The organism is Bordetella pertussis 18323 (genome assembly GCF_000306945.1).
Lineage (GTDB): Bacteria > Pseudomonadota > Gammaproteobacteria > Burkholderiales > Burkholderiaceae_B > Bordetella > Bordetella pertussis.
The window spans coordinates 3,577,218-3,598,445 of sequence record NC_018518.1 but is presented as its reverse complement, the minus strand read 5'-3'; the positions used below and the strand labels follow the sequence as shown (position 1 = coordinate 3,598,445).

The window sequence follows — 21,228 nt, the reverse complement described above, 5'->3', positions numbered from 1 at the left end:
TCCGCCTCTCGCTCAAAGTCCCAGGATGGCCTTGGAAATGATGTTCTTCTGCACCTCGGTCACGCCGCCGAAGATGGTGGTCTTGCGCATGTCGAAGTACGTCGCGGTGGCGCAGGCGGCCCACGCGGGGCTGTCCACGGCCTGGCCGCCGCCGTCCAACCATGCGCTGTCAAAGGGCCAGGCATCGGGCCCTGCGATCTCCATCTGCAGCATCGCCAGGTCCTGCTGCAGTTCCGAGCCGCGGATCTTGACGATGGACGCCTCCGGCCCCGGAGCGCCGGCCGCCTGCGTGGCCACGCGCAGCAACAGCATCTCCAGCGCCATCACGTCCATCTCGATGCGCACGATCTTGTCGCGCACCCGGGGATCCTCGATCAGCGTGCGGCCATGCCCGTCGGCGGTGGCAGCGGCATAGCGCTTGAGCTGCGCCAGCTCGCGGTGGCAATTGCCAATGCCGGCAATGCCGGTGCGCTCGTGGCCGAGCAGGTACTTGGCGTAGGTCCAGCCGCGATTCTCCTCGCCGACCAGGTTCTCCACCGGCACCTCCACGTCCTCGAACCAGGTCTCGTTGATGTCGTGCCCGCCGTCCAGCGTCTTGATCGGACGCACGGTGATGCCAGGCGTCTTCATGTCGATCAGCAGCAGCGAAATGCCGGCCTGCGGCTTGGCCTCGGCGTCGGTACGCACCAGGCAGAAGATCCAGTCGGCCCAATGCGCCATCGTGGTCCAGGTTTTCTGGCCGTTGACGACATAGCGGTCGCCCTTGCGCTCGGCGCGCGTGCGCAGCGAGGCCAGGTCCGAGCCGGCCCCGGGCTCGGAGTAGCCCTGGCACCAGAAATCCTCCACGCCCGGCATGCGCGGCAGGAAGCGCTGCTGCTGCGCGCTGCTGCCGTACTTCATCAACACCGGCGCGATCATGCTCAAGCCGAATGGCAGCAGGCGCGGCGCGCCGGCGCGTCCGCACTCGATGTCGAAGATGAGTCGCTGCAACGGCGTCCAGCCCGTGCCCCCGAACTCGACCGGCCATCCCGGCGCGCCCCAGCCATGCGCATGCAGGATGCGGTGCCAGCGGATGTAGTCATCGCGCAGCAGATGCTGGTGCGCGAGCACTTTCTCGCTCAACTCCCCTGGCAGGGCCTGCGCAAGAAAGCCTCGAACCTCCTCCCGAAATGCCTGTTCCTCTGATGTGAAGCGCAGATCCATGAGATATCTCTTTCTTGTAGGTGGAGAGCGGAACGCCCAACGCGTCCACGTCCAGCCAGGATAGCCTCCTCATTGCGGATTGAGGGAAAAAATATCCGGCGAACTGCTCGCGCAGAAGGCCGGCATCGAACCGAACCGACACGGCACAACGGGCGCCCGGGCCGCGGGCGCCCGCCGCGATCAGTCGATCCGCTGCAATCCGACCTTCTCGACCACGTCGCGCCAGCGCTGCAGCTCGTTGTCGATCCGCTCGCGCGCGGCCTGGCGCGTGCCGCCGCCGGGCTCGATGCCGCGCGCCTGCAGGTCGCGCACGACATCCTCGGAACACATGATCTCGTTGACGGCGGCGTTCAGTTCATCGAGCACCTGGGTCGGCGTGCCCTTGGGCGCCATCAGGCCGTTCCACCCGCGCGCGGTCAGATCGGGATAGCCCGCTTCGGCGCTGGTCGGCAACGAAGGCATTTCCTTCAGGCGCTGCGGCGACAGCACGGCCAGCGCCTTCATGCGGCCGGCCTGGACCTGGCTGAGCACTTCGGCCGGCGAATTGAACGAGATCTCGATCTGGTTGCCGAGCAGCGCCGGAATCAGGTCGCCGCCGCCCTTGTAGGGCACATGCAGCAGCTTCGTGCCCGTCAGCAACTGCAGATACTCGCCCGTCAGGTGCGTGAAGGTGTTCTGCCCATACGAGCCGTAGCTGACCTTGCCCGGATTCTTCTTGGCGTAAGCGACCAGCTCCTGCAGCGTATTGGCCGGGAACTCCAGGTTCGACACCAGCAGATAGGTCGTCTGGCTGGTGACCGCGACGGGTTCGAAATCCTTCGCCGGATCGTATTGCAGGGAGGTCCTGATGGTGGGCACGACCGTCAATTCCGAGGAGGCCGACGCCAGCAAGGTATAGCCGTCGGCCGGGGCCCGCGCGACGACCGTCGCCGCGATCGTGCCGCTGGCGCCGGAACGGTTTTCCACGATGAAGCGCTGGTTGTACTTCTTGCCCAGCCGGTCCGCCACCAGGCGGGCCACCGTATCGGCGCCGCCGCCGGCCGGATAGCCCACGATCAGCGTCACCGGCTTGAGGCCGGGCCACGCCACATCCGCGGCCATCGCCGTCGGCGCCCACGCGCCCAACAGCAGCGGCGCGGACAGCGAAAACAACAGCCTGCGCAACAGACGGCTTGTTCTTGCAGCGATTTGAATGCACATATGATTTCTCCTTGTCTCATAGTTGTAGAAAAAGCGCCACCGTCATGGACCGGATCCGAAAGCCCGGCGTTCGTGACGGGGGGGTACATCACCACTACCGAAAACGCGTCATGGCAGCCTCGCCGCTGCCGCTTACTCTGTTTGCGCGGCCGGCTCCCGCACATGCGCGACCAGGCGCGCCAGCATCGCGTCGCATTGCGCAAGCTGTTGCAGCGACACGAACTCATCGGGCTTGTGCCCCTGGTCCATGCTGCCCGGCCCGCATATCACCGTGGGGATGCCCGAACGGCTGAACAGCCCCCCTTCGGAGCCATAGGCCGCGGTGCCGAAATCGTCCGAACCGCACCATTGCGCCAGCAGGCGCGCCGCTTCGCTGTGCGCCTCGGTGGCCAGCCCCGGATAGGCGCTCAACGGCCGCATCTCGATGCCGGTTTCCGGATTGACCGCCTGCATGCGGGGCAACAGCTCGCGGTCCGCATAGGTTCGCAATTCGCGCTGCACGAGGCCGGGGTCGAAGCCCGGCAAGGCCCGCACCTCGAAGTCGAATTCGCATTCGGCCGGGACGATATTGAGCGCGCGTCCGCCGGCGATGGTCCCGGTCTGCACCGTCGAGAACGGCGGATCGAAGCGGCCATCGTGGTGCTGCGGCCTTGCCAGGCGCTCGCCGATCTCGTTGAGCTTGCCGATCAGCCGGGCAGCGTACTCGATGGCGTTGACGCCGGAAGGCGCATATGCGGAATGGCACGCGTGTCCCTTTACCTGGCAACGCATGGCGGCCTTGCCCTTGTGGCCGAGGACGGGCCGCAGCAGCGTCGGCTCGCCGATCAGGCACATGGACGGCAGCGGCGCGCGTTTTTCGATCTCGGCCAGCATGGACCCGACGCCCAGGCAGCCAAGTTCTTCGTCATAGGAAAACGCCAGGTGGACCGGAATCCGCAGCGGTCGTTCCACCAGGGCCGGCACCGCCGCCAGCACCGCGGCGATGAAACCCTTCATGTCGGCCGTGCCGCGGCCATGGAGACGTCCGTCCTTTTCCGTGAGGCAGAACGGATCGGTGGTCCACGGCTGCCCGTCCACCGGCACGACATCCGTGTGGCCGGACAGCACGATGCCGGCCCGGTCGCGCGGCCCGATGGTGGCGAACAGATTGGCCTTGGTGCCCGCTTCGTTGTAGAACAGTTCGCTGGCCACGCCGGCCTGTGCGAGGTAGTCCTGCACGAACGAGCTCAACGCCAGGTTCGACTCGCGGCTGACGGTCGGGAACGCGACCAATCGCGCCAGCAGGTCGCCGGTGGCGCTACTCATCGCCCGGCACGCCATAGGTGGGCGCGACAGTCGGGTTCAAGGCCCGCGCCAGGTAGTCCTGCATCTGGGGGCGATAGGCCTGCCACAGCGCGTCGAGCGAGGCGATGGGGCAGCCCTCATCCCAATCGACGCGCAGGTCGGCGATCGGCCAGCTGACCTCGCCGGCCAGGCTCAACGCCGCCGAATGCACGGGGCCGGCTTCGCCGCCCGCGGCCACGCCGGCGGCCATGCCCGCCAGCAGGCGATCCGCCAGGGGACCGGCGGCGCGCTCGAAGGCGCTGGCCATGGCGCCGATCACGGCGGTATTGCTCAGCAGGTTGCCCGCGGCGACACAGTTTTCCGCCTCGACGACGTGATGCACGCCCAGGGCGCCGGAGCCGGTGAAGGACGCGGTGCGTCCTTGCGCGTCGATGACCGTGACCTGCCGGTGCTGGCGCCAGGGGTCGGCATCGAGCGCCTGCTCCAGGGCCTGCCGCGGGGCGGCGCCCGCGGCCAGCAGGTCCAGGATGGCGGGACCCAGCGACGGCAGGGTGATGTTCTGCGTGGACACGGCGCCCACGCCGGGCTTGAGCCATGGGCAGCGGGCGCCGACCGCGATGCTGGACGAGCTGATGGCAACGCCGAGCTGCCCGGTGTCGGGACACAGCCCGATGATCGAGAATGTCATGTTCCCCTCCCTAGCGCTGGGCCTGCCAACCGTCCGGAATGACCGCGATCACATCGATCTCCATCAGCCATTGCGGTTGGCCCAGCGCGCTTACCACCAGGCCCGTGGAGATCGGAAACACTCCCTTGAGCCACTTGCCCACCTCCTGGTACACCGGTTCGCGGTAGCGCGGATCCACCAGATAGGTCGTGGTCTTGACGATGTGGGACAGGTCGCTGCCGGCTTCCTCGAGCAACTGCTTGACGTTGCTCATGGCCTGCTCGGTCTGGGCGCGCGCATCCCCCAGGCCGACCAGCCGGCCCTCGAAATCCGTGCCGACCTGGCCGCGCACGTAGACCGTCTGCCCGGCACGGACAGCCTGGCAAAGATCATTGTCCAGGGTCTGGTTCGGGTACGTGTCCTTGGTGTTGAACATGCGTACGCGTGTATGCGTAGGCATCGATAGCATTCCTGTAGGCGGGTTTCACACTCACTGCTGGGACTGGCCGAAATCGGGATACGACAGGTAGTTGCGCTGCATCGCAATGTGGCCGGCAATGTGCTTCGCGTCGTGCCAGACGCCCCAGAGGAAGGCCGAGCCACGCCGCGACAGCCAGGGCAGGCCAAGAAAATACACCCCCGGCTCGCTGGAGACGCCGCGCTGGTGGCGGGGCTTGCCGTTGGCATCGAACGCGTCGACGTTCAACCAGCCGTACTCGGCGGCATATCCGGTTGCCCAGATGATCGACGTCACGTTGGCCGCGGCCAGGTCGAGCTGCAGAATGGGCTCGGTCATGCATGCGGGGTCGGGCGGCACCCGGCGGGCTTGCGGCTCGTCCGGCAGCGACAGGCCGTTGCGCGCGATGTAGGCGTCGGCGGCGTCCAGCAAGGCAAAGTGATTGGCGTCGCCGCGCGCCACGTTCTCGGCCAGATCGTTCTCGAACGCCACGACGCCATCGCGAAACGACTTCGTCACGCCCACCAGCGTGATTCCCTGGTGCGCGAGCGCCCGAAACTCGATGGTGCGTCCGCCATCCGTGCCGCTGACCGCAATGGTCACGTGCTCGCGGCCGGGCTGGACCGTCTCCTGGTCCCACAGGCCGAGCACGCCCAGCCACCAGCAGAAATCGCGGCCGCGGTAGCGCCAGGGCGGACGGTCGTGCGGCCCGACGGAAAGATAGACCTCGCGGCCGGCGCGCTGGAGTTCATCGGCGATCTGCACCCCGGACGACCCCGCGCCGATCACCAGGACGGCGCCCTCGGGCAGTTGCCCGGGGTTGCGGTAATCGGCCGAATGGATCTGCGTGAGCGCGGGGTCCCGCGGCGCGATGGCCGGGATCACCGGCCGCTGGAACGGCCCGGTCGCGACAACGATGCGCTGCGCCTCGTAGGTGCCGGCCGACGTCTCCACCGTAAAGCCGTACCTGCCGCCATTGCGCTCGGCGCGCACCACTTCCACGCCGGTACGGATGGGCGCATTGAACTTGCGCGCATAAGCCTCCAGGTAGTCGGCCACGGCGTCCTTGGACGCGAAACCGTCCGGATCGAGCCCTTCGAATTCCAGGCCGGGGAAGCGATCGTGCCAGGCGGGGCCGTTCGCCACCAGGGAGTCCCACCTCCCGGTTCGCCAGCGCTGCGCGATGCGGTCACGCTCCAGCACGATGTGAGGCACTCCCTGCCCAGTCAGGTGCTCGCTCATCGCGATGCCCGCCTGGCCACCGCCGACGACGAGGGTGTCGGTCAAAATGGGGCTATCAACAGTCACGTCTTCTCTGTAATCGACGTCAAGGGTTTCATGCCGTGGGCGCGCGGCGGATGGGAGACCGCGCAACGTCGCCATCGGCATCGGGGTGCCACAACGTGCACCCGCTGGCTTGGCAGCATTACAGCGAAAAAAGCCCGCGCGCTGCGTTGGATTTACTGATGGCGTACACCAGTAATGCCGAAAAATGCCATGCCGGACGATGCGAGGCGCATGCGATGCCTGTTGCGTCGGCATATACGAATCCGAACGTCGACAAATACGAAGCAGTGCATCCGTGGGTGTCTATAAGATCTGGCCAATGGCGCCGCTTCGACCGGCCGCCGCCCAACCCCACTGACACCACCGCACATTGAGGAGTCGATGCATGTTTGACGCGCTTGTCCTTGAAAAGAATGACGATTTCAACGCCTCGGTACGCCAGGTCGACGACAGCTTCCTGCCCGACGGCGACGTGACCGTCGACATCCATTACTCCACGCTCAACTACAAGGACGGCCTGGCCATCACCAATCGGTCTCCCGTGGTGCGCGACTGGCCGATGGTGGCCGGCATCGATGGCGCGGGCATCGTCCGCGCCAGCGAAAACCCCGCCTGGCGGCCCGGCGACGCCGTGATACTCAACGGCTTTGGCGTGGGCGAGAAACACAAGGGCTGCCTGGCCCAGCGCGCGCGCCTGCGAGGCGACTGGCTGGTGCGCCTGCCCGAGGGATTGAGCCTGCGGCAGGCGATGGCCATCGGCACTGCCGGCTACACCGCCATGCTGTGCGTGATGGCGCTGGAGCGCAACGGCGTGCGTCCCGGAGATGGACCCGTGCTGGTCACGGGTGCCACCGGCGGCGTGGGCTCCATCGCGGTGCTGCTGCTGGCGAAACTGGGCCACCAGGTCGTCGCCGTGACCGGAAAGGCCAGCGAGGCGCCTTACCTGCGCAGCCTCGGCGCCGCCGAGATCCTGGACCGGGCCGAACTGTCCGGCCAGGGCAAGCCCCTGCAGAAAGAGCGCTGGAGCGCGGCGGTCGATGTGGTGGGCAGCCACACGCTGGCCAATGTGCTGGCACAGACGCGCTATGGCGGCGCGGTCGCGGCCTGCGGGCTTGCCCAGGGCGCGGACCTGCCGGCCACCGTCATGCCCTTCATCCTGCGCGGCGTGTCGCTGATCGGGGTGGACAGCGTCATGGCGCCGCTTGAAATCCGCAACCAGGCCTGGCAACGCCTGGCGAAGGACCTGGACCTCGCCATGCTGGAGACGCTGACGCGCGAGATTGCGCTGGCCGAGGCCATCCCGGCAGCGCACGAGCTGATGGCCGGCAGGGTGCGAGGCCGGATCCTGGTCGGCACCGGCAACGCCTGACGACTGCGCGGGTCCGCCGCCCAAGGCGCGGACCCGCCATGGCCCTAGGCCGTATCGCCGGATGCAGGGTCGGCCTGCGGGCTTCACATGAAGTGCGAAGGCGCGACCATCCCCGGCACGTGCTCGTCCGAGATATAGGTCCGGCATCGCTGCATGAAGGCCTCCAGCACGCGACGCGGCCTGGGCACGGGGATCCACGCCATGCCCAGGCGCATGGGCTGGTGCTTGCCGGCCAGGCGCAGGCTCAAGACGCGCTTGCCGTCCAGCGAATGGCTCATGCGCGGCCGCACGTTCACCAGCGAATAGCCCACGCCGTTGGCAACCAGGGAACGCACCACGTCCGGGCTGCCCGAGCGCGCGGCCACCAGCGGTTCGAGCTGCTGGGCGTGAAACAGTCCGAAGAAATACTCGCGGCTTCTCGGCAGGTCCAGCAGCACCATGGGATGCTCGGCCAGGCCCTTCAGGTCCGCCACGCGCTGTTGGGCCAGCGGCGAGGTCTCGCCGACGATGACATGCGGCGGCAGGGTGGCCAAGGGCTCGAACGTGATATCGGTGCCCTGCACTTCGAGGTCATAGGTCACCGCCACGTCGATCTGGCCCTTGTACAGGCGCTCGATCAAGCCTTCGTGATGGTCTTCCACATGCGTCACCTGGACTTGCGGATGGGCGCGCGAAAAACCCTGGCACAGCTCCGGCGTCACCATCGCGGCCAGCGTGGTGAAGCATCCCACCCGCAAAGGCCCCCGAATACTCGACTGCGCGTCCGAGACGATGCCGTACAGGCCGGCGGTCTGGTCCAGCACGCCGCGCATCTGCTTGAGCAGGTCCTCGCCCAGCGGCGTCGTCGACAGGCCCTGGGCATGGTGCCGCACGAACACCTGGGCATCCAGCTCGGATTCGATATGCGCAATCGCCGCCGAGATGGATGACGGCGACACATGTATGCAGGCCGCGGCTTCGGCAATGCTTTTGTAGTCGCCGGCGGCGAGACAGTATTCCAGCTGGCGTAACGTGATTCGGGAGAGCATGGAGAATGAACCGTCAGCGAAAGTGAAAAATACTTCGTCACGGATCATTCACCAATTCAGTCACCATGACAAGCCAACAGCATGCCGGCGGCGCGTCGCGGCAAGGCCTTGCCGCGACGCATGCGCGCCAGCCTGGGCCGCCTACTGTCAGCCCGGGCCGAGCATGGCGGCCCGCGCATCCACGCCGATCGGCTTGCCGTCCCCGGCCCGGATCAGCAACGGATTGATGTCGAGCTCGGCCATCTGGTCGCGCAAGTCCGCGATCAGCCAGCTGACCCGGCTGACGACCTCGGCCACGGCCGCCACATCCGCCTTGGGCATGCCTCGGTAGCCATCGAGCAGCGGCCATTGCTTGAGCCGCCGCAATAGCGCCATGGCCTGTTCCGTGTCCACGGGCGCCACCGCCAACTGGGTATCCGGCACCAGCTCCACGGTGACCCCGCCGAACCCGACCATGATCATCGGGCCGAACTGGGCGTCGTTGATCGCGCCAACCAGCAGCTCGCTTTGCGCGGTCACCATCTCGGCCACCAGGCAGCCATCGAGCACGGCGCCGTCGACCTGGCTGGACAGGGCCTGTTCGATCTCCGCCCAGGCGCGCCGCACGGCCGCGTCGTCCGCCAGCCTCAGCTTGACCGCCCCGATATCGCTCTTGTGCACGAGTTGCGCGCTGACAGCCTTGAGTACCACGGGAAAGCCGATGGCCCGCGCGGCCTCGACGGCTTGTTCGGCCGTGCGGCAGAAACGCTCTTGCGCCAGCGGGATCCCGTACGCGCGCAGCAGCGCCTTGACCTCGGATTCGCCGGGACGCGCGCCCAGCATGCGGCCGGCGCCCTCGGGCATCGGCCACGACGCGGGCCGCGGCGCGTCCCGGGCGGGCAGGGCGTCGGCCTTCGGCACGTAGTGCCGCAGGATGCGGGTCGCATCATCCATGCGATCGACATAAGGCAGGCCCAGATCCTGCAGCAAGGTCCGGCAGTTGTCGGCCACGCCCCCGGGCGTCACCAGGAACAGCACCGGCTTGCCGCCCGCCTGCGCCATGGCCTGGCCCAGCGCCAGCGTCACCTGCTCGAAGTGCGGCGAAGTCGTGAGAATGACGAAAATGACGCCGATATCGGGCGCCTGGTTGTATGCCTGCACGATGGTGCGCAGCTGGCTCATCTCTTCCGTGGTCCGATTGCCCAGGTCCACCGGATTGAAGGCATGGCTGGGGTTCATCACCGTGCCCAGCAACTGCTGGGACGCGGCGTCCAGCCTGCCCAGCCGGATGCCCACGTCGGACAGGCGGTCGACCCCGATCCCGATGGCGCCGCCCGACGGGGAAACAATGCCCACGCCTTCGGCGGCGCATCGCCCGAATCGCGCCAGGATCGCGGCCAGCTGCAGCATCCCGTCGGGGTCGTCGACGATCGTCACGCCCGTGGCTTCGCACAGCGCTTCGAGCGCCCGGTAGTTGCCCGCCAGGCTGGCGGTATGCGAGCGCGCGGCCTCGGCGCCGGCGGCGGTGCGGCCGGTCTTGGTCAGGAGCACGGGCTTGCCCGCGCGCTGCGCGCGGCGCGCCAGCTTGGCGAACCGGCCGGTATCGACGAAACCTTCGACATACATCGTGATGACGCGCGTCAGCGGATCGTCGATCATGTACTCGAAGAAGTCGCAGATCTCCAGGTCGCACTGGTTGCCCAGCGACACGCAGGCGCTGAAGCGGATCTGCTCGCGGCATGCCCGGTCGTACATCGACACCATGAGCGCGCCGCTCTGGCTGATCAGGCCGATGTTGCCCGGCAGCAGCTCGCCCTGTTCCACCACCAGCGAGGACGTCAACGCCATGCGATGGTGGGGATTGATGATGCCCATGCAGTTCGGACCCACCAGCCGCATGCCCGCCTCGCGCGCAATGCGCACGATCCGGTCCTGCCGCGCGACGCCTTCGTCGCCCAGCTCGGCGAACCCCGCCGACACGATCACGCAGGCGCCCACGCCCGCCGCGGCGCATTCGCCGATGGCCTGCTCGATCATGTCCACCGGCAGCGCGAGGATGGCGACATCCACCGGACCCAGGTGGGCGATGCTCGGCACCGCCAGCAGCCCCGCCACTTCGGCCCTGCGCGGGTTGACGGGTATCACGGTGCCGCGGTAGCCGTTGCGCGTGACGTAGTGGATGATGCGGCCGCCGAACTTCTTCAGGTCGTCGGAGGCCCCCACGACGGCGATCGAACCCGGCGCGACGATGCGCGCCACGCTCAACCGGGGCGGCCTGGTAAAACCGGGCGATACGGAAGCGTTGTCCATTACCTGCCCTTGAAGCGCGGCTGGCGCTTTTCCTTGAACGCGGCAATGCCCTCGTTCTTGTCTTCGGACGCCCAGATGCGGGTGCACCATTCCTCTTCGAGCTGCGCGGCCCGGTCGGTGTTGTCGCGATACTGGGCGCGCACGGCCAGCTTGATGGCCTTGACCGACATGGGCGCGGCGGTGGCCAGCCGGGCCGCGATCTGCGCCACCTGCTCATTGAACTCCCCGGCCGGCACGACCCGGGTCACCAGGCCCAGCTCCAGCGCCGCCGCGGCATCGATGTCCTCGCCCAGCAGCAGCAGGCCCAGCGTACGGTTGCGGCCCAGGAAATGCACCAGGCGCACCATGCCGATGCTCCACGTCGGGATGATCCCGAGATAGGCGTCCCCCGCGCGGAACTTGGCGGTGTCCGAGGCGATGCGGATATCGCCGATCCACGCAATGCCCGTGCCGCCGCCGATGCACCAGCCCTCGATGGCGGTGATCACGGGTTTTTCCAGCGTTTCGATTCGCTCGACGACCTCGCGGCCGATCACGCGCAGCATGCGGGCGTCGTGCTCCGAGAAATCGGCCTGGTCGTTCAGGTTGGCCCCGGCGGAGAACGCGCGGCTGCCCGCGCCGCGGATCACGATGGCGCGCGTCTGCTCGCGCTGCTCCAGCGCCTGCAGCCCCTCGAGCAATGCGTGCAGCATCTCGACCGAGAATACGTTCAAGGGAGGCGCGTTGATCGTCATTGTGCTGACGGCGCCCTCATGCGTAATGTCAATCGTCCCGGCCATCCAACGTCTCCTTTTTGATATGGGGGAAAGAATCTGGAAGTGCTTGCACGGAGCCGCACAGCCCGCCGGGCGGCCTCCTGATCGCTGGGCTCCATGTTCACGGGCTTGCGGCAAGCTGTAAATCTTCAAATTCCGCGCCAGCGCATCAAGAAATCCAAAGCTGTGCCGGGACTGCCGGGATTGCGGGACGCCAGGGCCTGCGCGCGGACCCCGCACGGCCCGCGGCGTGCCTTGACAAGACATTGGCAACGCCCTATAAATATATTTATAATTCATTTAATAATAAATTATGCAGGGGAGAATATGGTGAACCCGCCCGAAGCCCGCGTATCCGTCCGGACCGCGACCGCCATGCGCCTGCGCGGCGCTCGCCTGCATCCCGCCTGGGTCCGGACATCATGAAACTGCGTCTGGCCGAAAACTTTCGAGCCGTGTTCTATGCGCCGTTCTACGCCCTGAAGGCGCTCGGCCACGCCGGGCGCGAGGGCCTGGAAATCGAATGGCTGCCCCCCGCCGGCCCCGGCGGCGCGATCGACGAGGTGAAAGCGGGCGCGGTCGACCTGACCTGGGGCGGCCCGATGCGCGTCATCAAGGACCACGACAGCGCGCCGGACAACGGCGCCTCGCTGCGGTCCTTCGGCGAAGCGGTCGGGCGCGATCCGTTCAGCCTGGTCGGCCGGGCCGGCCTGGCCGCTCGCGGCCTCCACGACTTGCCCTCGCTGCGCCTGGGCGTGGTGTCGGAAGTGCCGACGCCCTGGTATTGCCTGCGGGCCGACTTGCACGACCGCGGCATCGATATCGCGCGCGACGGGCGGCTCGTCGAGGCCCTGACCATGCCGCAGCAAGTGCAGGCCCTGGCGGACGGAACGCTGGACGTCGCGCAGCTGTTCGAGCCGTGCGCCAGCCAGGCGCTCGCGGCCGGCGGCCGGCTGCTCTACGACGCCGCCAGCCGCGGCCCCACGGTCTACACCACCTTCATCTGCAGCCGCGACGGCCTGGCGCGCAACGGCGCCGCCCTGGCCGCGCTGGATCGCGCCTTGCGCGCGACGCAGGCATGGATCCACGCGCACGACGCGCGCGACCTTGCCCGCCTCACCGCGCCGTTCTTCACCGAACTTGCGCCGGACATCCTCCACGCGGCCATCGAGCGCTACCGGCGCAACGGCATCTGGTCCGAAACCACCCACGTGAACAAGGAGGGCTTCGATCGCCTTGCCTGCAGCTTGCACAGCGGCGGATTCGTTTCGTCGCGCATAGGCTATGAGGCCTGTGTCCACAATTTCGACCACTGACGCGGGACGGCCATGCACGGCGCCCGATTGCGTTGCCCACCATCTTTCTCGGAAATCATCACGATGGCCATTCTGCACCCCCTGAACTTCGCGCGCGGCCTGTGCCGCCTGCCGCGCCTGGCCCTGAGCGCATCGATCCTGCTGCTGGCCAGCCTGGCATCGCCGGCCGCGTCGGCCGCCGACGCGTTTCCCAACCGTTCCATACGGATGATCGCGCCCTTCTCGGCCGGCGGACCCGCCGACATCGTGAGCCGCCTCTACGCCCAGCACCTGTCCGACCTGATGGGCCAGCCCGTGGTAGTGCTGAACCGCGACGGCGCCGGCGGCATCATCGGCACCAACGAAGCCGCGCGCGCCGCCCCCGACGGCTATACCATCGTATTCGGCACGACCAGCACCATGGTCATCAACCAGATCATCTCCAAGAAGCTGCCGTACGACTTCTTCCGCGACTTTTCGCTGGTCGGCCTGATCGCCAACGCGCCGCACGTCCTGGCGGTGCGCGCGGACTTTCCCGCCCGGACCGTGCCCGAACTGATCGCGCTGGCCAAGCAGCACCCCGGCAAATACACCTTCGCCACCTCCGGCATCGGGACCATCGTCCAGATGGGCGGCGAACTGCTCAAGTACACCGCGGGCATCAACCTCATGCACGTGCCCTACAAGGGCGGCGGGCCGGCCACGCTGGCGCTGCTCGGCGGCGAAGTCGACATGACGGTCAACGACCTGACGACCATCAAGAACCACATCGCCAGCGGCAAGCTGCGCGCCCTGGCGGTGGCCGACAAGAACCGCCTGGCGCTGCTGCCGGACGTGGCGACCTTTACCGAACTCGGATTGCCCAAGATGGTCTCCAGCACCTGGTGGGGCATCGCGCTGCCGCAGGCCACGCCCGCCGACATCCAGGCCAGGTTCCAGGCGGCCAACAGCAAGATCGTCGCCAACCCGGACTACGCCGCGCGCCTGGCCGAACTGGCCGTGCAGCCCCTGGTGCTGACGGACCAGGAAGCCCGCGACTTCATCGCCGCCGAAACGCAGAAGTGGCAAACCATCGCCAACGTCGCCGACATCAGCGTCGATTGATCGACACAGGCGGCCGCGCCCAGGTGGAACGGCCGCCCGATACGGAGCAGGAAATCATGTCGGTACTGGTCACGGGTGGGGCGGGGTTTGTCGGCCTGAACCTCATCGAGCAACTGCTTGAACGCGGCGAAGACGTCGTGGCGTTCGGGCCCGCCCCCTTGCCGGACGCGGCCACCGCGGCCATGGCGCATCTGCCGGGGCGACTGTCCACCGTACTTGGCGACGTACGCCGCGGCGCGGACCTGGACGCCGCCTTGCGCGAGCATGCCGTCGATCGCGTGGTGCATGGCGCGGCCGTCACCGCCGGCCTGGAGCGCGAAAAGAACGCGGCCGCGGATATCTTCACCGTCAACCTGCTCGGCGCCGTGAAAGTGATGGAGGCCGGCCTGCGCCATGGCGTGCGGCAGGTGGTGCAACTGGGCACGGGCTCGGTGTTCGGCGCCGCCGGCCAGGTCGAAGGCATGCTGGACGAAACCAGCGCCGTGCTGCCCGAAACGCTGTACGGCATCAGCAAGTTCGCCGCCGAACGCACCGGCGTGCGCTACCGGAAAACGCGCGGCCTGAACCTGACCGTGCTGCGGCTGGGCACGGTCTTCGGCCGCTGGGAGTACGACACGGGCGTACGCGATACCTTGAGCCTGCCCCTGCAGCTGTCGGGCATCGCCGAGGCCGGCGGACAGGCCGTGGTGCATAGCCTGGCGGCCGATGACTGGGTCTACTCGGTGGACGTGGCGCGCGGCATCCTCGCCGTGCTGGACCGCGGGCAGACGCCCGACCCGGTCTACCACCTGTCGGCCGGCGCGCGCTGGTCGGTGCGGGACTGGTGCGAACGCCTGCGCGAGCGCTTCCCGCGCTTCGCCTATCGCATGGCCGACAACCTGGACGAATGCACCATCGGGCGCGACAAGGCCGTGCAGCGCGCGCCGATGGATATCGCCCGCCTGCGCCGCGATACCGGCTACGAACCGCTGTACATGCTGGAGCGCGCCTTCGACGACTACCTGGCCTGGCGGGCGGCGGTGGGCAGGATCGCCTGAATCCGCCGCAGCCTGACCCGTGCCGATGCACGGAGAGCCAGACCCGCATCGCGTGGTGTGCCTGTCCCCGCGTCTTGGCCGTCAAGCGCTCATGGCGTAGACCGGTGTGCCTGTCCCAGCGGGGACAGGCACACCATGCCGCAGGCGCCGGTCTCCATGCGGGGACAGCCTCCCTGACCGGCCGCCGGCTTTTCCCCTTACTCCACCGTCACGCTCTTGGCCAGGTTGCGCGGCTTGTCCACGTCGGTGCCGCGCACGCACGCCGTGTGGTACGACAGCAGCTGCAGCGGGATCGTATGCACGATGGGCGAGAGCGCGCCGTAGTACTCGGGCATGCGGATCACATGCATGCCCTCGGCGTTGGCGATCTTGCTGTCGGCATCGGCAAACACATACAGCTCGCCGCCGCGCGCGCGCACTTCCTGCATGTTGGATTTCAGCTTCTCCAGCAACGCGTCCTTGGGCGCGATCGTGACCACCGGCATGTGCTCGGTCACCAGCGCCAGCGGGCCGTGCTTGAGTTCGCCGGCCGGATAGGCCTCGGCGTGGATATAGCTGATTTCCTTCAGCTTGAGCGCGCCTTCCAGCGCGATCGGATAGTGCATGCCGCGCCCCAGGAACAGCGCGTTTTCCTTGGACGCGAAGCGGTCGGCCCAGGCCATGATCTGCGGCTCCAGCGCCAGCACCGCGCCGATGGCCGCGGGCAGGTGGCGCAAGGCCTTCAGGTGCTCGGCCTCCTGCTCCTCGGTGAGGCGGCCGCGCGTCTGCGCCAGGGCCAGCGTCAGCAGGAACAGCGCGGTCAGCTGCGTGGTGAAGGCCTTGGTCGACGCCACGCCGATCTCGACGCCCGCGCGGGTGATGTACGCCAGCTCGCACTCGCGCACCATGGCGCTGGTGACCACGTTGCACACCGTCAGCGTGTGCTGCATGCCCAGCGAACGCACATGCTTGAGCGCGGCCAGGGTGTCGGCGGTTTCGCCCGACTGCGAGATGGTGACCACCAGCGCATTGGGGTTGGGCACGCTGTCGCGATAGCGATACTCGCTGGCGATTTCCACCGCCACCGGGATGCGGGCGATGGACTCGATCCAGTACTTGGCGGTCAGGCCGGCGTAGTAGCTGGTGCCGCAGGCCAGGATCAGCAGCGAATCGATCTCCTTGAAGACCTTGTACGCGCCGTCGCCGAACAGCTCGGGCGTGATCGACTCGATGTCCTGCAGCGTGTCGCCCACGGCGCGCGGCTGCTCGAAGATCTCTTTCTGCATGAAGTGGCGGTACGGGCCCAGCTCGGCCGCGCCGGTGTGCACCTGCACCGTGTGCGCCTTGCGCTCGACCTGCTTGCCGGCCTGGTCGACGATCCACACGCGGGCCAGCTGCAGGTCGACTACGTCGCCGTCTTCCAGGTAGATGATCTGGTCGGTCGTGCCGGCCAGGGCCAGCGCGTCGGAGGCCAGGAAGTTCTCGTTCTGGCCCAGCCCGACCACCAGCGGCGAACCCTGGCGGGCCCCGACCACGCGGTGCGGCTCGTCGCGGCAGAACACGGCGATGGCGTAGGCGCCCTGCAGGCGGCGCACGGCCTGCTGCACCGCCTCGAACAGATCGCCCGCATACAGGTGGTTGACCAGGTGCGCGATGACCTCGGTGTCGGTCTGGCTTTCGAACACGTAGCCCACGCCCTGCAGCTCCTGGCGCAGCTCTTCGTGGTTCTCGATGATGCCGTTGTGCACCAGCGCGATGCGCGGCTCGTCCTTGCCCTGCGCCGAGAAATGCGGGTGGGCGTTGTAGGTGGCGGGAATGCCGTGCGTGGCCCAGCGCGTGTGGGCGATGCCGGTGAAGCCGCCCAGCTTGTCTTCGGCGACCTGCTCGGACAGTTCCGCCACGCGCTTGGTGCTGCGCGTGCGACGCAGGTGGCCGTCCATATACAGGGCGACGCCGCACGAATCGTAGCCGCGGTACTCGAGGCGCTTGAGGCCTTCAATCAGGATCGGGGTGATGTCGCGCTGGGCGACGGCGCCAACAATGCCGCACATGGGTGGACTCCTAAGAATTCAGGTTCGGACGCATTGTGCGCTGCCCGCCAAGAAATTAGATTTCTTAATTCTACGAATTTTGGAAGGTTATTTTCTTACAGAAACGTGATTAAATATAATTTCTTCCGGAGCGTTATTTTGAATTAATCATGCAAAACACGCCTAATCCTTCCGTCCCTTTGGATGACCTGGACCGCCGCATCCTCGACCAAATGCAGCGTGACTGCGCCCTGACCAACCAGGAACTGGCCGCGCGCGTGCACGCCTCGCCGCCGACCTGCCTGCGCCGGGTGCGCCGCCTGGTGGACGAAGGCGTGATCGAAAAGCAGGTGGCCATCGTCGCGCCGGCCAAGGTGGGCAGCACGCTGACGGCCATCGTGGAAATCACGCTGGACGTGCAGGCGGCCGAACGCCTGGCCGAATTCGAGGCCAGCCTGCTGGACGAACCGGCGGTGCTGCAGTGCTACCGCGTCTCGCCCGGCCCGGACTTCGTGGTGATCGTACAGGTGGCCGACATGCCGGCCTACCACGCCCTGGCCCACCGGGTGTTCACCGCCCAGGCCAATGTGCGCAACGTGCGCACCTTTTTCTCGGTGCACCGCGCCAAGTTCGAGACGCGCATCGGGATCGGCGGGTAGGCCACGGGCCGGCCGTACCAATCACTGCTGGACTTCCAGCAGGCCGGCCGCCCCCATGCCGCCACCCACGCACATGGTCACCACCACGTAGCGCGCCCCCCGGCGGCGGCCCTCGATCAGTGCGTGGCCGACCATCCTGGCGCCGCTCATGCCAAATGGATGGCCGATCGAGATCGCGCCGCCGTCGACGTTCAGGCGGGCGTCGGGAATACCCAGCCGGTCCCGGCAATAAAGCACCTGGCAGGCAAAGGCCTCGTTGAGTTCCCACAGATCGATGTCGTCGACCGTCAGGCCATGGCGTTCGAGTAGCCTGGGCACCGCCAGCACGGGCCCGATACCCATTTCCTGCGGCTCGCATCCGACGGTGGCGAAGCCGCGGAACACCCCCAGCGGTTCCAGGCCGCGTCGGGCAGCCTCGCGGCCGGACATCAGGACGCAGGCCGCGGCCCCATCGGACAACTGGCTGGCGTTGCCTGCGGTCACGAATTGCCCGTCGCCACGCACAGGCGCCAACCGGGCAAGATTGTCGAGCGAGGTATCCGGACGAGCGCCCTCGTCCCGCGCGCACTCCACCTGTCGCAGCACGGCCTCGCCGGTGGCCGGGTCGATCGTGCGCATGGTCGTGCGGATCGGCGCGATCTCGTGCTCGAATCTGCCCGCCTCTTGCGCGGCCGCGGTCAGGCGCTGGCTGCGCAACGCGTATTCATCCTGGGCCTCGCGCGAAATACCGTAGCGTTGCGCGACCAGATCCGCCGTCTCGATCATGGTCATGTCTATGCCCGGCAAGTGCGCCGACAGCCATTCGTTGCGGTGCGACGACCTGTTGATATGGTCCAGCACCAGGCTGACCGACTCGACACCGCCGGCCACGATCGCCGGCACGCCTTCGGTACGGATCCGGCCGGCCGCGATTGCGATCGCCTGCAGGCCGGAGCTGCAGGCGCGCTGCACCGTCATGCCTGAAACCGTGACCGGCATGCCGGCCCGCAGCGCGCTCAACCGGGCGACGTTCCTGCCGGTCCCGCCTTCCGGGTAGCCGCATCCGAGAATGACATCCTCGACCTCGCCCGCCTCCAGGCCGGCCCGCAGGACGGCATGGCGTATGGCATGGGCGCCAAGGTCGGCGCCGTGCGTCAGATTGAGCGCCCCGCGGCGGGCCTTGCCGATCGGCGTGCGGGCCGTCGATACGATGACTGCATCAAGCATCTTCGAGTCTCCTGTCGAGAATGTGCCGGTCATGCCTGGCGCGCGGCATGCAGCGAGGCAAACCCGGCACCGCGGGTAGCGAGATCGCGCAACAGCGGCGCCGGCTGCAACGAAGCGTCCTCCAGGGCGTCGGCCAGGCGGGCGAGCCGGTCGCACACGCTGGCCAACCCTACCCGTTCGGCATGGAGCATGGGCCCGCCGCGCCGTGCCGGCCAGCCGAAGCCGTGGACCCAGATCAGGTCGATGTCGCGGGCCTGCCGCGCAACGCCATCCTGCAATACACGCGCGCCTTCGTTGATCACCGGCAGGATCAGCCGGTCGGTAATCGTGGCGAGATCGAACGATTGGCGGCGTATGCCCAGTTGTTCCGCCATGCGCCGGATCAGCGCTTCGACCTCGGGGTCCGGGACGGCGACGCGGCTGCCAGGCGCATAGGAGAAATATCCGCGGCCAACCTTCTGGCCAAACCTGCCAAGTTCGCACAGGGCATCGGCAATGGGGGAGCGTGCTCCCTTGCCACGCCGGATGCGCCAACTGATGTCCAGGCCCGCCAGGTCGGTGGCCGCGCACGGCCCCATGCTGAACCCGAACTCGCGCGCGGCCTGGTCGATGTCCTGCGGCAACGCGCCGTGTTGTAGCAGCAACTCTATCTGACGGGCGCGGTGGGCCGACATGCGGTTGGCGACGAATCCATCGCATACGCCAACCGTTACGCATACCTTGCCCATGCGGCGGCCCAATGCCAGCACCGCTCCCAGCGTCCGTGGCGCGGTGCGCGCGCCGCGCACCACCTCCAGCAGGCGCATCACGTTGGCCGGGCTGAAGAAATGGGTGCCCACGACATCCTGCGGCCGCCGGGTCGCGGCGGCGATCGCGTCGACATCGAGCGTGGACGTGTTGGTCGCCAGGACAGCCCCGGGCCGCACAATGCTATCGAGCTGGCGGAAAATCGCCTGCTTGATCGCGAGATCCTCGAAGGCGGCCTCGACCACCACGTCGGCCTCGGCTGCCGCCTGCATGTCGCTGGCAGGCGAGATCCGTGCCACGGCATCCCGTGCCGCCGCCTCCGTCATGCGGCCGCGCGCAGCAAGCGACCGGTAATGCGCGCGAATCGCTTCAAGCGCCCTGTCCAGGCTGGCCTGCTCGACATCGATAAATCGCACGCGCAATCCCGCATCGGCCAGCGCGATGGCGATGCCCCGGCCCATCGTCCCCGCGCCGACCACGGCGGCATCGTGCGCCATCGGCGGCGCGGACGTGGCGTCATCGAGCCCGACGCGCCTGGCTGAACGCTCGGCGAAAAACAGCGCGCGCAACGCGCGCGACTCTTCGCCGTCGCGCAATCGGGCGAACAGCTCGCGTTCGAGCGCCCGGCCGCGGGCAAAGTCCGGCTGCGCCGCTGCCGACAAGGCCTCCACGGCCGCCGCGCCCGCCTGGGGTGCGCGCAACGCGGCAGGACGGGACTCGGCAATCTTGCGCAGGTCCTGCCCGGTCTGCGGCGACATGGGCGGATGCGCCAACGTGCTGGCACGGCGCACGCCTGCAGGACTGTCGGCCAGGGATGCCGCGAATTCAATGGCCCGTTCACGCAGCCTGTCCGGCCAGACAGCGTCGAGCAGGCCCGACTCGCGCGCCGTCTCGGCATCGATCGTCGCGCCGGACAGGATGAGTTCGGCGGCCGCCTCCAATCCGATGAGACGGGGCAGGCGCTGCGTGCCGCCTCCGCCAGGAATCAGCCCCAGGGTGATCTCCGGCAGTCCGAGCCGGCATCCCGCCAGCGCGACGCGGCCATGGCATGCAAGCGCGAGTTCCAGTCCGCCACCGAGCGCCTGGCCATGCAGCGCCGCCACGACAGGCTTGCGGCACGATTCGATCACGGCGGGCACATCGATTGCCTCGGCAGCGCCCTTCGCACGCGTAAACTCCCGGATATCCGCGCCGGCGACGAACGTGTTGCCCTCGCACGCCAGCACCACCGCCCGCACTGCGGGGTCCGCTTCCGCCTCGCGCAGCGCCGAGCACAGGCCGGCACGTACCGTATCCGACAGTGCGTTGATCGGCGGATTGTCGACGCTCAGGACGGCTACGTTCCGATGCCGGGCAACGCTCACCACCGGCTTGATGTGTTCGAAGTCCGGGTTCGTCATTCTCGACCTGCCTCCAGCTGGTTGGAAATGCTACGTGTAGGGAAATCGCCACGTTGGCCTGGGCAACGTGGACAGCATGAAATCTACACGCCTAACCTCGCCGCAATCAGGCCAAGTATTCGCATATTCGAATTATTCATTCATAAGCATGAATACTGCGCTCAGCCGTTGATTCGATGTTCGCGGCCTGGGTACTCTTCGTTCCATCAGAACTGGCGCATACCTCGAAGCC

The 21,228-nt window shown here is 67.6% G+C and carries 17 protein-coding genes; 5 read left to right on the top strand and 12 right to left on the bottom strand.

What is annotated here, in order from left to right:
- Positions 1-12 precede the first annotated feature (12 nt).
- The 6 genes from BN118_RS16990 to BN118_RS16965 all read right to left on the bottom strand — a co-directional run bounded on the left by BN118_RS16990 (position 13) and on the right by BN118_RS16965 (position 6,119).
- Entirely contained in the window at positions 13-1,203 is a 1,191-nt protein-coding gene (locus BN118_RS16990; protein WP_010929936.1) for an acyl-CoA dehydrogenase family protein, read from the bottom strand.
- Between the two features lie 180 nt (positions 1,204-1,383).
- Positions 1,384-2,403 carry a Bug family tripartite tricarboxylate transporter substrate binding protein gene (locus tag BN118_RS16985; protein WP_014906056.1) on the bottom strand — a complete coding sequence of 340 codons (1,020 nt, stop codon included), beginning with the start codon at positions 2,401-2,403 and terminating at the stop codon, positions 1,384-1,386.
- Positions 2,404-2,535: 132 nt separating this feature from the next.
- Complete coding sequence (gene argE, locus BN118_RS16980; RefSeq protein WP_014906055.1) at positions 2,536-3,708, bottom strand: acetylornithine deacetylase; 1,173 nt, start codon at positions 3,706-3,708, stop codon at positions 2,536-2,538.
- Positions 3,701-4,375, bottom strand: coding sequence for a DUF1028 domain-containing protein (locus BN118_RS16975; protein WP_003815682.1), 675 nt, complete (start codon positions 4,373-4,375; stop codon positions 3,701-3,703). The genes argE and BN118_RS16975 overlap by 8 nt, the downstream gene beginning before the upstream one ends.
- A 10-nt stretch (positions 4,376-4,385) precedes the next feature.
- The gene (locus BN118_RS16970; RefSeq protein ID WP_010929939.1) at positions 4,386-4,814 is read right to left on the bottom strand and encodes a RidA family protein; all 429 of its coding nucleotides are present in this window, start codon (positions 4,812-4,814) and stop codon (positions 4,386-4,388) included.
- 30 nt (positions 4,815-4,844) lie between these two features.
- Positions 4,845-6,119, bottom strand: a complete 1,275-nt coding sequence (locus tag BN118_RS16965; RefSeq protein ID WP_014906054.1) for a flavin-containing monooxygenase — start codon at positions 6,117-6,119, stop codon at positions 4,845-4,847.
- Positions 6,120-6,483: 364 nt separating this feature from the next.
- Here BN118_RS16965 and acuI point away from each other — a divergent pair, with 364 nt between their 5' ends.
- Positions 6,484-7,467, top strand: coding sequence for an acrylyl-CoA reductase (NADPH) (gene acuI / locus BN118_RS16960; RefSeq protein ID WP_010929940.1), 984 nt, complete (start codon positions 6,484-6,486; stop codon positions 7,465-7,467).
- An 83-nt stretch (positions 7,468-7,550) separates the two neighbouring features.
- Here the strand turns inward: acuI and BN118_RS16955 are convergent, their stop codons facing one another.
- The 3 genes from BN118_RS16955 to BN118_RS16945 form a co-directional block, all read right to left on the bottom strand.
- Positions 7,551-8,495 carry a LysR family transcriptional regulator gene (locus tag BN118_RS16955; protein WP_010929941.1) on the bottom strand — a complete coding sequence of 315 codons (945 nt, stop codon included), beginning with the start codon at positions 8,493-8,495 and terminating at the stop codon, positions 7,551-7,553.
- Positions 8,496-8,642: 147 nt separating this feature from the next.
- Positions 8,643-10,784, bottom strand: coding sequence for an acetate--CoA ligase family protein (locus BN118_RS16950; RefSeq protein ID WP_014906053.1), 2,142 nt, complete (start codon positions 10,782-10,784; stop codon positions 8,643-8,645).
- Positions 10,784-11,563, bottom strand: coding sequence for an enoyl-CoA hydratase/isomerase family protein (locus BN118_RS16945; RefSeq protein ID WP_010929943.1), 780 nt, complete (start codon positions 11,561-11,563; stop codon positions 10,784-10,786). The genes BN118_RS16950 and BN118_RS16945 overlap by 1 nt, the downstream gene beginning before the upstream one ends.
- Before the next feature lie 398 nt (positions 11,564-11,961).
- Here BN118_RS16945 and BN118_RS16940 point away from each other — a divergent pair, with 398 nt between their 5' ends.
- From BN118_RS16940 to BN118_RS16930, 3 genes are all read left to right on the top strand, one after another.
- Positions 11,962-12,855: an ABC transporter substrate-binding protein gene (locus BN118_RS16940; RefSeq protein WP_014906052.1), complete on the top strand. Its 894-nt coding sequence runs from the start codon at positions 11,962-11,964 to the stop codon at positions 12,853-12,855.
- Between the two features lie 63 nt (positions 12,856-12,918).
- Entirely contained in the window at positions 12,919-13,938 is a 1,020-nt protein-coding gene (locus BN118_RS16935; RefSeq protein ID WP_010929944.1) for a Bug family tripartite tricarboxylate transporter substrate binding protein, read from the top strand.
- Positions 13,939-13,994: 56 nt separating this feature from the next.
- Positions 13,995-14,975: an NAD-dependent epimerase/dehydratase family protein gene (locus tag BN118_RS16930; protein WP_010929945.1), complete on the top strand. Its 981-nt coding sequence runs from the start codon at positions 13,995-13,997 to the stop codon at positions 14,973-14,975.
- A 197-nt stretch (positions 14,976-15,172) separates the two neighbouring features.
- On the opposite strand, the gene glmS is transcribed toward BN118_RS16930, so the two are convergent.
- The gene (gene glmS / locus BN118_RS16925; protein WP_010929946.1) at positions 15,173-17,005 is read right to left on the bottom strand and encodes a glutamine--fructose-6-phosphate transaminase (isomerizing); all 1,833 of its coding nucleotides are present in this window, start codon (positions 17,003-17,005) and stop codon (positions 15,173-15,175) included.
- 149 nt (positions 17,006-17,154) lie between these two features.
- Here glmS and BN118_RS16920 point away from each other — a divergent pair, with 149 nt between their 5' ends.
- Positions 17,155-17,643: an Lrp/AsnC family transcriptional regulator gene (locus tag BN118_RS16920; RefSeq protein WP_003815701.1), complete on the top strand. Its 489-nt coding sequence runs from the start codon at positions 17,155-17,157 to the stop codon at positions 17,641-17,643.
- Between the two features lie 21 nt (positions 17,644-17,664).
- On the opposite strand, the gene BN118_RS16915 is transcribed toward BN118_RS16920, so the two are convergent.
- Both BN118_RS16915 and BN118_RS16910 read right to left on the bottom strand, forming a co-directional pair.
- On the bottom strand, positions 17,665-18,849 hold the full coding sequence (locus tag BN118_RS16915) for an acetyl-CoA C-acyltransferase (RefSeq protein ID WP_010929948.1): 1,185 nt from the start codon (positions 18,847-18,849) through the stop codon (positions 17,665-17,667).
- Between the two features lie 29 nt (positions 18,850-18,878).
- Entirely contained in the window at positions 18,879-20,996 is a 2,118-nt protein-coding gene (locus tag BN118_RS16910) for a 3-hydroxyacyl-CoA dehydrogenase NAD-binding domain-containing protein (RefSeq protein WP_014906051.1), read from the bottom strand.
- Positions 20,997-21,228 lie beyond the last annotated feature (232 nt).

Bases quoted from the DNA above. Each gene is read 5' to 3' on its own strand.
- BN118_RS16990 (WP_010929936.1), bottom strand. From the start codon at position 1,203: ATGGATCTGCGCTTCACATCAGAGGAACAGGCATTTCGGGAGGAGGTT.
- BN118_RS16985 (WP_014906056.1), bottom strand. From the start codon at position 2,403: ATGTGCATTCAAATCGCTGCAAGAACAAGCCGTCTGTTGCGCAGGCTG.
- argE (WP_014906055.1), bottom strand. From the start codon at position 3,708: ATGAGTAGCGCCACCGGCGACCTGCTGGCGCGATTGGTCGCGTTCCCG.
- BN118_RS16975 (WP_003815682.1), bottom strand. From the start codon at position 4,375: ATGACATTCTCGATCATCGGGCTGTGTCCCGACACCGGGCAGCTCGGC.
- BN118_RS16970 (WP_010929939.1), bottom strand. From the start codon at position 4,814: ATGCCTACGCATACACGCGTACGCATGTTCAACACCAAGGACACGTAC.
- acuI (WP_010929940.1), top strand. From the start codon at position 6,484: ATGTTTGACGCGCTTGTCCTTGAAAAGAATGACGATTTCAACGCCTCG.
- BN118_RS16955 (WP_010929941.1), bottom strand. From the start codon at position 8,495: ATGCTCTCCCGAATCACGTTACGCCAGCTGGAATACTGTCTCGCCGCC.
- BN118_RS16950 (WP_014906053.1), bottom strand. From the start codon at position 10,784: ATGGACAACGCTTCCGTATCGCCCGGTTTTACCAGGCCGCCCCGGTTG.
- BN118_RS16945 (WP_010929943.1), bottom strand. From the start codon at position 11,563: ATGGCCGGGACGATTGACATTACGCATGAGGGCGCCGTCAGCACAATG.
- BN118_RS16940 (WP_014906052.1), top strand. From the start codon at position 11,962: ATGAAACTGCGTCTGGCCGAAAACTTTCGAGCCGTGTTCTATGCGCCG.
- BN118_RS16935 (WP_010929944.1), top strand. From the start codon at position 12,919: ATGGCCATTCTGCACCCCCTGAACTTCGCGCGCGGCCTGTGCCGCCTG.
- BN118_RS16930 (WP_010929945.1), top strand. From the start codon at position 13,995: ATGTCGGTACTGGTCACGGGTGGGGCGGGGTTTGTCGGCCTGAACCTC.
- glmS (WP_010929946.1), bottom strand. From the start codon at position 17,005: ATGTGCGGCATTGTTGGCGCCGTCGCCCAGCGCGACATCACCCCGATC.
- BN118_RS16920 (WP_003815701.1), top strand. From the start codon at position 17,155: ATGCAAAACACGCCTAATCCTTCCGTCCCTTTGGATGACCTGGACCGC.
- BN118_RS16915 (WP_010929948.1), bottom strand. From the start codon at position 18,849: ATGCTTGATGCAGTCATCGTATCGACGGCCCGCACGCCGATCGGCAAG.
- BN118_RS16910 (WP_014906051.1), bottom strand. From the start codon at position 20,996: ATGACGAACCCGGACTTCGAACACATCAAGCCGGTGGTGAGCGTTGCC.